Origin of the sequence: Flagellimonas taeanensis, from assembly GCF_003584105.1 — a bacterium.
Taxonomy (GTDB): Bacteria; Bacteroidota; Bacteroidia; order Flavobacteriales; family Flavobacteriaceae; genus Flagellimonas; species Flagellimonas taeanensis.
The window spans coordinates 1-15,338 of the sequence record NZ_QXFO01000009.1; the positions used below are offsets into that span (position 1 = coordinate 1).

14 protein-coding genes are annotated in these 15,338 nt (G+C 47.1%); 8 read left to right on the forward strand and 6 right to left on the reverse strand.

The window, feature by feature from the left end; translation table 11 throughout:
* The 5 genes from D2V93_RS03270 to purN form a co-directional block, all read right to left on the reverse strand.
* Window positions 1–776, reverse strand: a 776-nt coding sequence (locus D2V93_RS03270) for a hypothetical protein (protein ID WP_220473616.1), incomplete at its 3' end; no start/stop codon positions are given.
* Window positions 777–1,215: 439 nt separating this feature from the next.
* Window positions 1,216–3,114, reverse strand: a complete 1,899-nt coding sequence (locus D2V93_RS03275; protein WP_072876295.1) for an amidophosphoribosyltransferase — start codon at window positions 3,112–3,114, stop codon at window positions 1,216–1,218.
* A gap of 44 nt (window positions 3,115–3,158) precedes the next feature.
* Window positions 3,159–4,085, reverse strand: a complete 927-nt coding sequence (locus tag D2V93_RS03280; protein ID WP_119618389.1) for a PfkB family carbohydrate kinase — start codon at window positions 4,083–4,085, stop codon at window positions 3,159–3,161.
* A gap of 95 nt (window positions 4,086–4,180) precedes the next feature.
* Window positions 4,181–4,813, reverse strand: a complete 633-nt coding sequence (locus D2V93_RS03285) for a ribonuclease H1 domain-containing protein (RefSeq protein ID WP_119618390.1) — start codon at window positions 4,811–4,813, stop codon at window positions 4,181–4,183.
* On the reverse strand, window positions 4,813–5,376 hold the full coding sequence (purN, locus tag D2V93_RS03290) for a phosphoribosylglycinamide formyltransferase (protein WP_072876289.1): 564 nt from the start codon (window positions 5,374–5,376) through the stop codon (window positions 4,813–4,815). The genes D2V93_RS03285 and purN overlap by 1 nt, the downstream gene beginning before the upstream one ends.
* 160 nt (window positions 5,377–5,536) lie before the next feature.
* Between purN and D2V93_RS03295 the strand changes: the two genes are divergently transcribed.
* From D2V93_RS03295 to D2V93_RS03325, 7 genes are all read left to right on the forward strand, one after another.
* Complete coding sequence (locus tag D2V93_RS03295; protein WP_009778413.1) at window positions 5,537–5,770, forward strand: acyl carrier protein; 234 nt, start codon at window positions 5,537–5,539, stop codon at window positions 5,768–5,770.
* A gap of 101 nt (window positions 5,771–5,871) precedes the next feature.
* Window positions 5,872–7,122 carry a beta-ketoacyl-ACP synthase II gene (gene fabF, locus D2V93_RS03300; RefSeq protein WP_119618391.1) on the forward strand — a complete coding sequence of 417 codons (1,251 nt, stop codon included), beginning with the start codon at window positions 5,872–5,874 and terminating at the stop codon, window positions 7,120–7,122.
* Between the two features lie 9 nt (window positions 7,123–7,131).
* On the forward strand, window positions 7,132–7,869 hold the full coding sequence (rnc, locus tag D2V93_RS03305; protein ID WP_072876285.1) for a ribonuclease III: 738 nt from the start codon (window positions 7,132–7,134) through the stop codon (window positions 7,867–7,869).
* Window positions 7,870–7,981: 112 nt separating this feature from the next.
* Window positions 7,982–8,446: an IPExxxVDY family protein gene (locus D2V93_RS03310; RefSeq protein ID WP_072876283.1), complete on the forward strand. Its 465-nt coding sequence runs from the start codon at window positions 7,982–7,984 to the stop codon at window positions 8,444–8,446.
* Between the two features lie 2 nt (window positions 8,447–8,448).
* Window positions 8,449–9,891 (forward strand): pyruvate kinase, encoded by a 1,443-nt coding sequence (gene pyk / locus D2V93_RS03315; protein WP_072876281.1) that lies wholly within the window; start codon window positions 8,449–8,451, stop codon window positions 9,889–9,891.
* Between the two features lie 135 nt (window positions 9,892–10,026).
* Complete coding sequence (locus D2V93_RS03320; RefSeq protein ID WP_119618392.1) at window positions 10,027–10,875, forward strand: helix-turn-helix domain-containing protein; 849 nt, start codon at window positions 10,027–10,029, stop codon at window positions 10,873–10,875.
* A 279-nt stretch (window positions 10,876–11,154) separates the two neighbouring features.
* Complete coding sequence (locus D2V93_RS03325; protein WP_072876869.1) at window positions 11,155–11,703, forward strand: carboxymuconolactone decarboxylase family protein; 549 nt, start codon at window positions 11,155–11,157, stop codon at window positions 11,701–11,703.
* A 54-nt stretch (window positions 11,704–11,757) separates the two neighbouring features.
* On the opposite strand, the gene D2V93_RS03330 is transcribed toward D2V93_RS03325, so the two are convergent.
* Window positions 11,758–12,330, reverse strand: coding sequence for a TetR/AcrR family transcriptional regulator (locus D2V93_RS03330; protein WP_072876277.1), 573 nt, complete (start codon window positions 12,328–12,330; stop codon window positions 11,758–11,760).
* A gap of 196 nt (window positions 12,331–12,526) precedes the next feature.
* Here D2V93_RS03330 and D2V93_RS03335 point away from each other — a divergent pair, with 196 nt between their 5' ends.
* Window positions 12,527–15,307 carry a M16 family metallopeptidase gene (locus D2V93_RS03335; RefSeq protein WP_119618393.1) on the forward strand — a complete coding sequence of 927 codons (2,781 nt, stop codon included), beginning with the start codon at window positions 12,527–12,529 and terminating at the stop codon, window positions 15,305–15,307.
* The last annotated feature ends 31 nt before the right edge of the window (window positions 15,308–15,338 follow it).

Consider the following 15,338-nt stretch of genomic DNA (forward strand, 5'->3'; position numbering starts at 1 on the left):
GGGCAGTCCGCACTCTTGCCCGTCAACGCCCTTTTCCATGTGCCGTCCGTCCCAAAGTCGCCGAACCTGCCCTCGCCCACTTCCACGAAGGGCTCTCGCCCTCCCGAACCCCCGCCATTGTCCGGGGCATAGGTGTTCCAATATTGGTAGTCGCTCCCCGGGTCGTGGTCCGTGCCCCCGTTGGAGCTCCCGCCACTGTTGTTTCCCCCGCTGCCACCGTTCCCGTTCCCGTCAGCGATCGCCTCGTAGCAGGGCTCGGGGGTGCCGCCCGTCCTGCCCTCCTGCATGTTCTGCAGGCCAAAGGTCTCCAGATTGTACAGACCAATCTTTCCCCTGAACGGCTTTTCCTGTCTTGGCCCTGCCGCGTACTCGGGCCAGTAGTCCTCGTCCACTTCGTAGCGTAGCACAAAGGGCTCGTTCTGCACCCCATCGTGGGTCTGTTTGCCCACCACGTTGTAGAACACGTTGTGGGGCGTTCCGGGCACGTACATCCTCAGGGAGTAGGTCCTGTTCCCCACGGAGTCCGTCACGGCCAGTACACGGCTGCCGTCCAGCACAATGTCCCCACCTTCGCTTTTGGAGGCCCATCCCATTTTGGAGCCCCGCTTTTCTATGGCCCCAACAAGTTGGGGCAGTTCGTCAATGGTCAGGGATTCTAGCCTGACGTTCCTGTCGTCCGTTTCCTGGTTTGGTTCCGGATAGGTGGCTTCCTGTTTTTCACAGGCCATGAGCAGGGCCAGTAGCATTACCGGTAGTAGGTTTTTCAATGGTTTCATACTTGTCAAGTTTTAAATTGATAATAAGATTTGGGGGAATCTTTAAAATACGACGCAACATGGTGTATATGAACATTGTGCTCATATACGGTTTTGCTGCACTGTACAAGTATGGGGGTTGTGTGTTGGCCCAAGATAACAACTTTGACCTATAATCTGCATTGGACAAAAACCTTAAAAAAACCGGGGTTTTTCCGCAATGTTATAGTGAAAATTGAATTGGAATAGGAGGAAACAGAACTGATTGGGAAGGGTAGAAAATAAAAAAGGTGGAAGAAATTCCACCTTTTTTGCCCCAAATCTTACCATGAACTTAACCTACTTATGCTATGGCAATACTAAAGTAGGATTGTGTCCTGCCCATTGTATAAAAAGCCGCTAATCTACTCGTTTCATCGATGAAATGCACACTCTTATATGGGCCGATGGATATATAGAATCAATAAGCCCTTTCGTTCTTCCCTTCAAAGAAGTTGATGAAGGCCCGGTTCACTACGCGGTTACCGCCAGGAGTGGGATAATCCCCCGTGAAATACCAGTCACCCAAATTTTTGGGGCAGGCCTCGTGCAGACTTTCCACGGTCTGGTATATGATGTCCACTTCTGCCTTTATGCCTTCAGGGCTCAATATCTCGGCAATCTTTTTGGAGATCTGCTCCGGTGTGAACGGTTCATAGAACTCTTTCACATAGTTGACAACGTCCTTGTCCTTGGATTTCAACTGCGTAAGGCATTTTTCGTAGATCTCCTTGATCTTGTGTGTGGTCCCTTGCTCTTCGTGCAGGGCCTGGGCGGCCTTAAAGGCCACAAAGTCCTCCAACTTGGCCATGTCGATACCGTAGCAATCCGGATAACGGATCTGCGGTGCGGAGGAGACCACGATGATTTTCTTGGGTGAGAGCCTATCCAATATTTTTAGGATACTTCTTTTTAAGGTGGTCCCTCTTACGATACTGTCATCTATGATGACAAGGTTGTCGGTCTCCTTCACAGAGCCGTACGAAATATCATAAACGTGGGTCACCAGATCGTCACGGTTGCTATCTTGGGTGATAAAGGTGCGCAGCTTGGCATCTTTTATGGCCACTTTCTCGATCCGTGGCCGTACATCCAAGATTTCATGGAGCTGTTCCCCGGTTATATTGGGCCCCAAGGCCAAAATCTGTTCCTCTTTCTTTTTGTTGAGATAGCTCTGGGCCTCTTTTACCATACCAAAAAAGGAAGTCTCGGCGGTATTGGGGATATAGGAGAACACCGTGTTGGCCAGATCATCATTTATCGACTTCAAGATCTGCGGGAAGACCAATTTTCCGAGCATTTTCCGTTCCTGATAGATTTCCTTGTCGCTACCACGGGAAAAATAGATGCGCTCAAAGGAGCAGGCCTTGCGCTCCAAGGGCTCCAAAATCTCCTTGATGGATACGGAGCCGTTTTTCTTTACAATGATGGCGTGCCCTGGATCCAATTCCATGACATCTTCAAATTTTACATTGAAAACGGTTTGGATCACGGGCCGTTCCGAAGCGACCACTACCACTTCGTCGTCCTTATAATAATAGGCGGGTCGGATTCCCGCAGGGTCACGGACCACAAAACCATCTCCATGGCCCAAAAGACCACCCATGGTATAGCCACCGTCCCAGTTTTTGGATGCTTTTTTCAATATTTTGGCCACGTTCAGGCGTTCTGCGATCAAAGGGGAGGCCTCCCTTTTGTTGTATCCTTCCTTTTTGATCTGTTTGTAGAGTTTGGCCACGGCATCGTCCAAAAAGTGCCCGATCTTTTCCATAACGGTCACGGTATCGGCCATTTCCTTGGGGTGCTGACCCAATTCCACCAGATTGCCAAAAAGCTCGTCAACATTGGTGAGGTTAAAGTTGCCCGCTACGATAAGGTTACGGTGCATCCAGTTGTTCTGCCTCAAAAACGGGTGAACGCTCTCTATGCTGTTTTTGCCAAATGTGCCATAGCGCACGTGCCCCATCAAAAGCTCACCGATGTAGGGAATGTTCTTTTTCTGCCAGGCAACATCATCATCGTGTCCCGGATTTTCGGCAAGGGTGGTATTTATGCGCGAATTGATCTGATCAAAAATATCCTGAATGGGCTGCTGTTGGGCAGATCGCACCCGGCTCATGTAACGCTCTCCCGGTTTCATGTCCAGCTTTATGCTCGCAAACCCGGCACCGTCCTGTCCGCGGTTGTGCTGCTTTTCCATCATCAGGTACATTTTGTTCACTCCATAGAAAGCCGTACCGTACTTCTCCTTGTAGTATTCCAGGGGTTTAAGCAAACGGATCAGTGATATTCCGCATTCGTGCTTAATGGCATCACTCATAACAAACCAAATAAAAAAAGCCCCGAAAATTTCAGGGCGGGTATTTATGTTAATTCAATATTGAACTGTGTCAATTCCTTAAACTGTATCAAACGGGCCTCCACCTCATGCTTTTTCAGTTCCACCATGCGTTCGGTGCCAAAACGCTCCACACAAAAGGAAGCCAAATTGGAACCGTGTATGATGGCATTTTTCATGCTCTCGAACGAAATGTTCCTGGTCATGGTGAGATAGCCCGCAAAACCACCGGCAAAGGTGTCCCCTGCACCTGTCGGATCAAAAACCTCTTCCAAAGGAAGAGCGGGCGCAAAGAAAATATTGTTTTCGTGGAACAAAAGTGCTCCATGTTCCCCTTTTTTGATGACCACATACTTGGGCCCCATCTCCTGGATCTTGGCAGCGGCCTTCACCAAGGAATATTCCTTGGTCATTTGTCGGGCCTCTTCGTCATTTATGGTGATGACATCTATCTTCCCGATAACGTCCATAAGCTCGTCCCAGGTATGGTTCATCCAAAAGTTCATGGTGTCCAGTATGATGAGCTTTGGTCGTTCTTCCATTTGATTAATTACACTCATTTGGATATTGGGATGCAGATTTCCCAACATGACCACGTCCGCATCGGCAAAACCATCGGGGACAATAGGGTTGAAGTCGGCCAAGGTGTTGAGCTCCGTTGCCAAAGTATCCCTTGAGTTGAGATCATTATGGTATTTGCCCTGCCAAAAGAACGTCTTGCCCCCTTTTACCACCTCGACACCGGAAAGGTCAATGTCCCTATCCTTCAAAATGTCCATATATGCTTTGGGAAAATCTTCACCCACCACGGAGACGATGGCAGACCTTAGCTTGAACTGGGTCGCGGCCAGGCCAATGAACGTTGCGGCGCCTCCCAAGATCTTGCCTGTTTTTCCAAATGGGGTCTCAATGGCATCAAAGGCCATGCTTCCCACGATCAGCAATTTGCCCATTCGTTAAAATTTGGTGCAAATATACGGTTTAGCAATGCATTTGGTACTATGCTCGCTCCAATTGTCAAAATTTTGGAAAATGGGCCGCGGCACGATTATTTTCTGCCAAAATCTGCGGGGATTTCACCCCATGCCTTGGTCTCCCATTTCACGATGGGGGTGGTGTACCTGTTCTTTTTCAACCAGTCCTCGGCCCTTTGGATAAGCTCAAAAAGGTTTTCGTTTTTGGCGGTCTTGTCCAGTTTGGTGCCACATTTGCCCTTTCGGACCCAACCGATGGCAATCCTGGAATCGGAATACAAGATCCGATCGCTTTTTTTCTGCTTTAAAAAAGCAAGACCGTGCACCAATGCCAAGAACTCGCCCACATTGCTGGTCCCTTGCTCAAAAGGCCCTTGGTGGAACAGTACTTTTTTGGTCTTGGTGTCCACGCCCCGGTATTCCATTTTGCCCGGATTGCCACTGGAAGCTGCATCCACTGCGATGGAGTTATAGTTGGGGTCACCTATTTTGAGCAGCTCTTGTTGCGAAAGTTCCGATTTGCCTTTTGTGGTGCCCTTGTAATCCGAGTAGTTGCCATTATAGGCCTTTTTGGCTTCGGCGAAGGTGGGAAACGATTTGTATTGGGCGCCCTTGAACCCCTCGATCTGTGCCTTGCAATCGGCCCAAGACTCAAAAATGCCAGGGTGCTTGCCTTTCCAGACCACATAAAACTTCTTTTTTGCCATTATAAAAGGAGTTTTTCTATCTCTTTTGGAAAATGCTCATATTCCAATTGGTGCACTTTTTGTGCAATGCTATCGGGGTTGTCGGAAGGTTCCACGGCAGTTTTTGCCTGGAAGATGATCGCGCCTTCGTCATAATGTTCATTTACATAATGTATGGTAATGCCCGTTTCCGTCTCCCCCTGTTCCTTTACCGCTTGGTGCACCTTTTCCCCATACATGCCCTTTCCCCCATATTTGGGCAATAGTGCAGGGTGTATGTTGATGATTTGATTGGGATAGGCATCTATGATATTTTGGGGAATCTTCCAAAGGAAGCCGGCAAGAACGATAAGGTCAGCACCAAGCCCTTTGAGCAACCGGACCACCGCATCCGATGCCGTAAAAGCGGGCCTGTTGAAGTAAAAAGCTGGGACCTGTAGTCTATCGCAGCGTTCCAGTACCTTTGCGGAGCTCTTGTTGGTGAGTACCGCAACGACCTCAACCTGTGGATTTTCCTTGAAATGGACAATGATATTCTCTGCATTTGAGCCACTGCCCGATGCCAAGATAACAATTCGTTTCATGGGTTAGGAATTGACGTGATTTTGGATTAACTTCAGGCGGCTAAAGTAATGTACTGAGCCTTAAGATGTTTAATTTGGACACAATTTATCGACAAATAGTGTATTTAATCCAAAGTTTTATATTTTTGCCAACGATTAAATTTTTAAAACCACAATAATTATGTCAGACATTGCATCAAGAGTAAAGGCTATTATCGTTGATAAACTGGGTGTTGATGAGAATGAGGTTGTAGCTGAGGCTAGCTTTACCAACGATCTAGGTGCGGATTCCTTGGACACTGTTGAACTTATCATGGAGTTTGAGAAAGAATTTGATATCCAAATACCAGATGACCAAGCAGAAAACATTGCCACTGTTGGTCAGGCCATTAGCTATATAGAAGAAGCTAAATAATTTTATGATATATCGCTAAAGATTTTAAATTATCCATGTGGTGATTATCGCATGGATAATTTTTTTTATAATTTAGGTCTAAAGGGTAAAAAAATAGTTCAATGCAGTTAAAGCGAGTTGTGGTTACCGGAATGGGGGCGCTTACTCCAATTGGCAACAATCTGGAAGCCTATTGGGAAGGACTACGGACCGGCAAAAGCGGTTCTGCACCCATCACATATTTCGATACCGAGAAGTTCAAGACAAAATTTGCCTGTGAGCTGAAAGGGTACAACCCCGAAGATTATTTTGATCGCAAGGAGGCGAGAAAACTGGACAGGTTCGCACAGTATGCCCTTGTCTCTTCAGATGAGGCCATTGCAGACTCTGGGATTGACCTCAATGTTGTGGATAAATTCAGGGTCGGTGTTGTCTGGGGAGCCGGAATCGGCGGATTGGAAACCTTCCAAAACGAGGTGATCGGATTTGCCGAGGGAGACGGGACACCTCGTTTCAACCCCTTCTTCATCCCAAAAATGATTGCGGACATCGCACCAGGGAACATTTCCATCAAGCATGGGTTCATGGGACCAAACTATACCACCGTTTCGGCCTGTGCATCAGCAGCCAACGCCATGATAGATGCGCTCAATTATATCCGTTTGGGCCATTGCGACGTCATCGTGACCGGAGGAAGTGAGGCCGCCGTTACCATGGCGGGTATGGGGGGATTCAATGCCATGCATGCCCTTTCCACACGGAACGAAAGCCCTGAAACGGCATCCAGACCTTTTGATGCCACACGTGACGGGTTTGTTCTTGGAGAAGGTGCAGGTGCATTGATTCTGGAAGAATACGAACACGCCAAGGCAAGAGGGGCGAAGATCTATGCCGAAGTACTCGGCGGAGGCCTTTCCAGTGATGCCTATCATATGACAGCACCACATCCAGAAGGAATAGGGGTGGTCAAAGTGATGGAAAACTGTCTGCAGAATGCAGGTCTGAAACCTGAGGATGTAGATGCTATCAATACGCACGGAACATCTACCCCATTGGGCGATGTGGCCGAGCTCAAGGCCATTTCCAAAGTTTTTGGGGAACATGCACCTAAGATCAACATCAATTCCACCAAATCCATGACCGGACACTTGCTCGGTGCAGCAGGGGCCATTGAGGCCATTGCCTCCATTTTGGCCATGGAACACGGGATGGTGCCACCGACCATCAACCATAGTGTGGTGGACGATCAGATAGACCCTTCGCTCAACCTGACACTGAACCAGGCGCAGAAGAGAGAAGTAAACGTGGCCATGAGCAATACGTTTGGCTTTGGCGGGCACAATGCGTGTCTCGTATTCAAAAAATTGGGGTAGTTTTATAACATGAAATTCACCTCCAAAATATTCAATTCCCATCCTAGCTCGGATGGGGATTTTTTTTTGGGAATGAAAAAGATTCTAGGGTTTAAGCCCAAGAACCTAGAAATCTACAAAAAGGCATTTCTTCACCGTTCCGTCAACAAAAAAGACGCCGACGGAAACCCAATGAACTATGAACGCTTGGAGTTTTTGGGGGATTCCATGTTGGGCACCATCATATCAAAACACCTCTACAATGAGGTGCCCGAAGGGGACGAGGGTTACCTCACCAAAATGCGCTCCAAGGTGGTGAGCCGCAAACATCTGAACGAACTGGGAAAAGATTTGGGACTTTTACGTTTTGTGGAGAGCAGGATACCCAAGACCCATTTTGGGGAGAACATCCATGGCAACGTGTTCGAGGCGCTCATCGGGGCCATTTATCTGGACAGGGGCTACGCCTATTGTGAAAAGTTCATCAATGAAAGGGTCATAGAACCTTATGTGGACATCGAACAACTGGAAGGTAAGGTCATCAGTTACAAGAGTTTGGTGATCGAGTGGTGTCAAAAACAAAAGACCCCTTTCAGTTATAATGTCTATGAGGACACGGGCAATGACGAGCTGAAACATTTTGCGGTAAAACTGACAATCGGAGGCCGGATTTTGGCCAAGGCAAGGGCCACATCCAAAAAGAAAGCCGAGGAAAAAGCATCGAAGCGAGCCTATTTTGCCCTACAGAACAGAATGGAGAACCAATGACATTAAATAAAGGTAAACTCAATCGTTTTCGAAGGGTTTAACAAGTGTATTGTTTTGTATTGACTAGGCATTCAATTGGATTAAGAGTATATTTACAGTTCGTGTTAAGGGCATGATGACAACACATAGGATATCGGCAGACTTATATGACGATAGTTTCAGGCTCATCGCCATTCACAGTGATTTGGAAGATTATGCCATGACCTATGCCATAAATTCCCAATGCGGATTGTATTTGAAAAGGATGAAAATAGACCTTCATCTGGATGAAAATCTATCTTTTTCTGTGTTTGACTGGGATGATGGGATGAACGACATTTATTGGACACTGATCTCGAACAAATGTGTGGTCGAGGAAGTTATACCTTCAGGAGGTCTGTTTGAGAACAACATTTCCGCAAGGACCGATCATCTGATCAAAGAACGAAAAGAGATCGATTATTTCCTAAAAGTGGAAGCGGCCGACGAGGCCACACTTTCCCAAAAGCTAAGGGATATCAAAAGGATAGACAAAGTCATAACAGCATACCCTTTGGAAACACAGACATTAAAATCAAAAAGAAACTTAATCTTTTAACAATGCCAACTAGAAAGAAGACTAAAATTGTAGCAACCTTGGGACCTGCCACCAGTAAAAAGGAAACCCTCAAGGCGATGATCGAGGCAGGGGTGGATGTTTTTAGGATAAACTTTTCCCATGCCTCATATGACGATGTGGCGGAAAGGATCAAAATGATAAGGGAACTGAATGAGGAGTTGGAGGTGAACACATCCATCCTTGCAGACCTTCAGGGACCCAAGCTGAGAGTGGGTGTAATGGGCGAGGAAGCCGTAGTTGCCCCAGGTGATGAAGTGACCTTTGCCACAGGGGAGCCCTTCGAAGGCAATGCACAAAGGGTCTACATGAACTACCAAAACTTCCCCAAGGACGTAAAACCAGGGGAGCGTGTTCTTCTGGACGATGGCAAACTCATATTTGAGGTGAAGTCCACCAATGGGGAGAACGAGGTGAAGGCGACCGTGATCCAGGGAGGCCCCTTGAAATCCAAAAAGGGAGTAAATCTGCCCAATACTGACATTTCCCTTCCTGCACTGACCAAGAAGGACATTAAGGACGCCATTTTTGCCATAGAACACAAGGTGGATTGGATGGCACTTTCCTTTGTGCGTCACGGTCAGGATCTTATCGACCTTCAAGAACTCATCAAGGAGCACTCCGACCATAAAATTCCGATCATTGCCAAGATAGAGAAACCTGAGGCGGTGGAGAACATTGACAAAATCGTCACACACTGCGACGGTCTTATGGTGGCCCGCGGGGATTTGGGAGTGGAAGTGCCTGCCCATGAGGTTCCGTTGATACAGAAAAAGCTTGTGTTGAGGGCCAAAAAAGGTAGGATACCCGTAATCATTGCTACCCAGATGATGGAGACCATGATTACCAGCCTTACGCCCACCCGCGCCGAGGTGAACGACGTGGCCAACTCGGTGATGGACGGGGCTGACGCCGTGATGTTGTCCGGAGAGACTTCGGTAGGGAATTATCCTGTACAAGTGATCGAAAGAATGTCCAGCATTCTGACCAGTGTTGAAAACTCAAGCTTGATCAAGGTACCACAGACACCACCACACATCAGGACCAATAGGTTCATTACCAAATCGGTATGTTATCACGCTGCCCTGATGGCGAACGAAATCGAGGCCAAGGCCATTTCCACACTTACGAACAGTGGCTATACGGCCTTTCAGATATCAGCTTGGAGACCCAGCGCCCACATTTTGGTGTTCACTTCCAACAAAAGAATATTGACCCAGCTGAATCTGCTTTGGGGGGTCAAGGCCTTTTACTATGATAAGTTTGTGTCCACCGACCAAACCATAGAAGATGTGAACCAGATGGCCTGCAAGAAAGGTTTCTTGGAGGTTGGGGATATGTTGGTCAGCTTGGCGGCCATGCCCATCAAGGCGAAAGGAATGGTGAACACCCTTCGGGTGACCGAGATTACGAGCTGCAACTTTTAAGGGTACAGTATACCATACATAACAGCGGGACCATAAGTTCTTTGGGGAACTTGGGTCCCGTTTTTTTGTACTCGGTGTAGCTGTAAGTTTAGCAGGGACGGCTAGACTAAATTTTCAACTGATACCAAACCACACATGAGGTACGAGTACACCGATCAAAAATTAGGGGCCATTCTGGGGCTGACCGAAGACTTTAAAAGTGACGAAGACCGTTTTTCCGACACCTCGAAGACCATCAAGTTTTTATGGAACAGAAATGAGCAGGCACTGACCATTGATGTGGACGGAGTACCCTTGGAACTCTTGCCCAACCAGTTGATCACGGTCACCTACTTGCAGCATGTGTCCCTTGCCAAGACAACCTTGCCGCTTTCGGCAATTCTTTTCAACAGGGAATTTTATTGTGTTTTTGACCATGACAGTGAGGTTTCTTGTAATGGGATTTTGTTCTTTGGCACGCAGGATGTCCCCATCATCACTTTGTCGAAGGAACATCAGTCCAAGTTCAACTTGTTGTACGATATGTTCGTGGAAGAATTTTCCACCCCGGACAATATCCAGGGCGATATGCTCCAGATGCTCTTGAAACGCCTCATCATCATGGGCACCCGATTGGCCAAGGAACAACTCATCGTCCAAACACTGGACAATGAACAGATAGATACCATCCGGAGGTTCAATTTTTTGGTGGACCTGCACTATAAGACCAAAAGAAGGGTCAGCGATTATGCCGATATGCTCTTCAAGTCGCCCAAAACACTCTCCAACCTGTTTGCCATCTACAATCAAAAATCCCCACAACAGATCATCTTGGACCGTATTGCCTTGGAAGCAAAGCGGCTGATCAACTACACCGATAAGCAAAACCAAGAAATTGCCTTTGAACTGGGGTTCAACGATCCGGCCCATTTTAGCCGGTTTTTTAAGAAAATGACCCAAATGACCCCCTCCGAATACCGTGGAAACCCCGTTTTGGGCACTTAAGGGAAAATTGGGCAAGCCATCGGGAAATCGTTCCTAACCCTTACCTCTTCTTTCGCAGCATCTTTGCCATGTAATTCAAATCAAGGTAAAAGATGAAAGCAATGGACAAACCCATTTTTAATCTCATTGAGATTTTTCGGCAGATGCGGAGAACCGCACCACCGGTTGTAAGCGTTGCAGAACACTGCAAGCAAAAGTACCATCACGATTACTACTGTGATGCAGAAAAACCCTTTGTACAAAAATCATAATCAGTATAACATCTAAAATTTGAAAATCATGAGCACATTCAATGTACCCACAAGAGAAGAAGTAAGTCCGGCCAACCAGGCCATTTTTGACAACCTTAAAAAAGCGTTGGGATTTGTCCCCAACCTGTATGCGACTTTTGCCCATTCGGAAAATGCATTGGGGAACTATTTGACCTTTGCCAATGCCAAGACTTCCCTCAAGGCCAAAGAAAAGGAAGTGGTGAACTTGGCGGTGAGCCAGGTCAATGACTGTCTGTATTGTTTGGCAGCACACACGGCCATTGGCAAATTGAACGGATTTACCGACAGCCAGATTTTGGAACTAAGGGCAGGCAAAGCCTCCTTTGACAACAGATTGGACGCTTTGGCAAAACTGGCCAAGAACATCACAGAGAATAGGGGAATTGCCAGTCCTGAAGTTGTGGATAATTTCTTCGCAGCAGGATGGACCAAAGAAAACCTCATTGACACCATAGTATTGGTGGGGGACAAGACCATCTCCAACTATATCAACAACGTGGTGGACACCCCTATCGACTTTCCCGAAGTGCAAGCTTTGGAAGAAGTGGAAGCCTAAGAATAGGTAGGACAGCTAAAAAGAAAGCCCTTTCAGTATTGTGAAAGGGCTTTTTTATTCCAGCTCCGTGAACAATGAGGGAGCGATGCTCTTGGCCATATAGATGGGCCAATCGTTCTTGAACAGATGGCTTTCAGTGATGGCGCTCTCGTACAGCAAGTAGAGTCCTCCCGAGGTCTTTTCCATTTCGGCACGGGACAGGTTGGGAATGTTTTCCCCAACGACCTCGCCCAAGAACAACAACAGGTCTTTTTTTTGTTTCTGGATGACGCCGAGTATCTTTTTTTGATCGGGCGACAGCTCCCCTAGGGTTTTCAGGGCCCAACAACCTTGGAAGTTTTCTTCGCGGTACATGTCCTGCAAGAGGTCAAAAATACCCAACAACTGGTTTTTCCCCCGACTTCTTCTACCCACAAAACTCTTTAGTGAATGCATAAAGGCATCGTGCCGTTGCTCCAGATAGGCCACACAGATATCTTCCTTGGACTTGAAGTGTCCATAGAGCGTGGCCTTGGCTATGCCACACTTCTCTATGATTTCATTGATCCCCGTTGAATTGTAACCCTGTACATAGAACAGGTTGCCCGCTGTGGTAATGATATGTTGGTGCAATTCAGGACGCTGCATGCTTACAAATTTAACAAAAAGGAAGATACCAAAAGAGTTGATACATGTTTGCCGGGGAGATTGTGCCATAAAAGAGGTTTCTGAGGGCATTCACTTCATTTATAGGTAAGCTAACTGATTAAAATCGTGTGGATTGTAAACTATTTCATATCTTGTTGTATTCAATTTTATCAATCAAATAATTAAAACTTTTTCAATGAAAAAATTACTTCTGGCCTTGATCATAGGCCTATTGTTCTGTCCTGTAAACTATGGACAGAGTTTTCAGTTCAAAGCGGATGACATAGACATCGCTTACAAAAAGTACACTTTGGAGAATGGGCTTACACTTTTGGTGTATGAAGACCACAAAGCGCCCATAGCAGCCGTGAACGTATGGTACCACGTAGGGTCCAAAAATGAAAAGCCCGGCAAAAGTGGATTTGCCCACCTATTTGAGCATTTGATGTTCAATGGAAGTGAGAACTACAACACCGATTATTTCCAGGCCTTGGAGAGCATCGGGGGAACTGACCTTAATGGTACCACGAACACGGACAGGACCAACTACTTCCAAAATGTGCCGGTGTCCGCACTTGACCAGGTATTGTTTTTGGAGTCTGACCGAATGGGACATTTGTTGGGAGCCATTGACCAAGCGAAACTGGATGAGCAACGAGGGGTGGTGCAAAACGAAAAAAGACAAGGAGAGAACCAACCCTACGGGATGCAGTGGGACTATTTGACCAAGGCGATGTACCCCAAGGGCCACCCCTATTCCTGGACAGTGATCGGGGAAATGGAGGACCTGAACGCTGCTTCCTTGGAAGATGTGCAAGACTGGTTCAAATCCTATTATGGAGCGGCCAATGCCGTGGTTGCCGTGGCAGGTGACATCGATGCGGAGGAAGTCCATCAAAAAGTGATCAAATATTTCGGGGACATCCCTTCCGGCCCTACCGTGGAAAGGCAAGAAGTGAACATTCCCAACAAGGTCAATGATTCCAGACAGGTATATGAGGACCGTGTTCCGGAAACCAGGGTGCTGTTTGCATGGAACACTCCCCAGTTTGGGTCCAGGGAAGACCTTCATTTTGACCTGATATCCTCCATACTCACCAGCGGGAAAAATTCAAGATTGTACCAAAAGTTCATATATCAGGACCAGTCTGCCAGTGCAGCGGTCTCTTTCCAATCCTCCAGCGAAATAGCCAGTGAGTTCATCACGTGGGTGAACGTAAAACAGGGTCAAGACCCCGCAAAATTGGAAAAGGAACTTTGGGCTGAAATTGACAAGTTCATCAAGGAAGGCCCTACCGAGGAAGAACTCAAAAGGGCAAAGGCCAGTTATTTTTCGGGTTTCATCAAAGGTATGGAGCGTATAGGAGGATTTGGAGGAATTTCTGACATCCTAGCCTCTAACCAAACCTATCACAAAGACCCGGCCTACTATAAAACAACCTTGAAATATGTTGAAGAGGCCACCATCGCCGATCTGAAGAACACGGCAGCCAAATGGCTTTCCAAAGGAAAACATATCCTGATCTGCAATCCATTCCCTGAATATGGCATTGTGGAATCCTCGGTGGATAGGAGCAAATTACCGGAACTGGGCCCCCAGAAAAATTCAAAATTCCCGGAGCTGCAACGTACCCAACTTTCCAATGGGCTCAATGTTATCTTGGCCCAACGCAAGGGAGTGCCCACCATTGTGATCAATTTGGTCGCAGATGCAGGGTACAAGACCGATTATCTGTCCAGTCCCGGAACGGCCAAGTTGGCCATGAACTTGATGGATGAGGGCACCAAGGACAAAGATGCCCTGGAGATCAACGAACAGCTCCAATTGTTGGGCGCATCGTTGAACACCTTTTCCAGCCAGGATGAATCGAATGTGTACATGACCACCCTGAAACCAAGCTTGGATGCCAGTTTGGATCTCTTTTTAGATGTAGTCCTCAACCCCGTATTTCCTGAAAAGGAATTTGAACGGTTGCGTGACGAACAGATTAACGACATCAAACAGGAAAAATCACAACCCATCACCATGGCATTGAGGGTCATGAACAAATATCTCTACGGGGAGAACCATCCGTACAGCAGCCCCTATACTGGAACGGGATATGAGGACACTGTTTCAAAACTGACCAGGGACGATGTCGTGGATTTTTACAACACCTGGTTCAAACCGAACAACTCCACTATTATTGTAACGGGGGATGTGGAAATGAACGAGTTGAAGTCAAAATTGGAAAAAACACTGGGTAAATGGAAGAAAGGTGATGTGCCCAAGATTACCTTCAACGCACCAAAAACGGACTCCAAGAACACCCTTTATTTGATGAACAGGCCAGAGTCGCAACAATCGGTAATCTTGGCAGGACATTTGACCGAAAAGTATGGGGACGTTTCCGAGATAGCCTTGGAGCAAATGGTGAACATTCTCGGAGGGGATTTCACTTCAAGGATCAATATGAACCTGCGGGAAGACAAGCACTGGTCCTATGGGGCTGGAGGTTTTGTGATAGGTTCCAAAGAAGCACGTCCTTTCATAGTGTATGCTCCCGTGCAGACCGATAAGACCGCAGAATCCGTGACGGAGATCAGAAAGGAAATCTCAGAGTTTACCTCCACACGGCCCGCAACCAAGGAAGAGCTTGAAAAAGTGAAGACCAATCAAGTGCTAAAACTCCCCGGCCAGTGGGAGACCAATAGCTCTGTGAACAGCTCGGTTAGAAATTTGGTCCGATATAACCTGCCTGATGATTATTACCAAACGTATGATCAAAGCGTGAGGAATCTTTCAGTGGATGACATCAAGCAAGTGAGCAACCAAGTGGTGAAACCGGAAAAGATCAACTGGTTCATGGTGGGCGATAGGGCCGAGATCATCAACAAACTGGATGCACTCGGTTTTGACAACATCGTGGAAATCGATGCGGATGGGAACCCTAAGAACCCAGCGGTGAAACCGATAGAAACGGATATTAAAAATTAAAGACTGGAAACCTCCCAAACGGGAGGTTTTC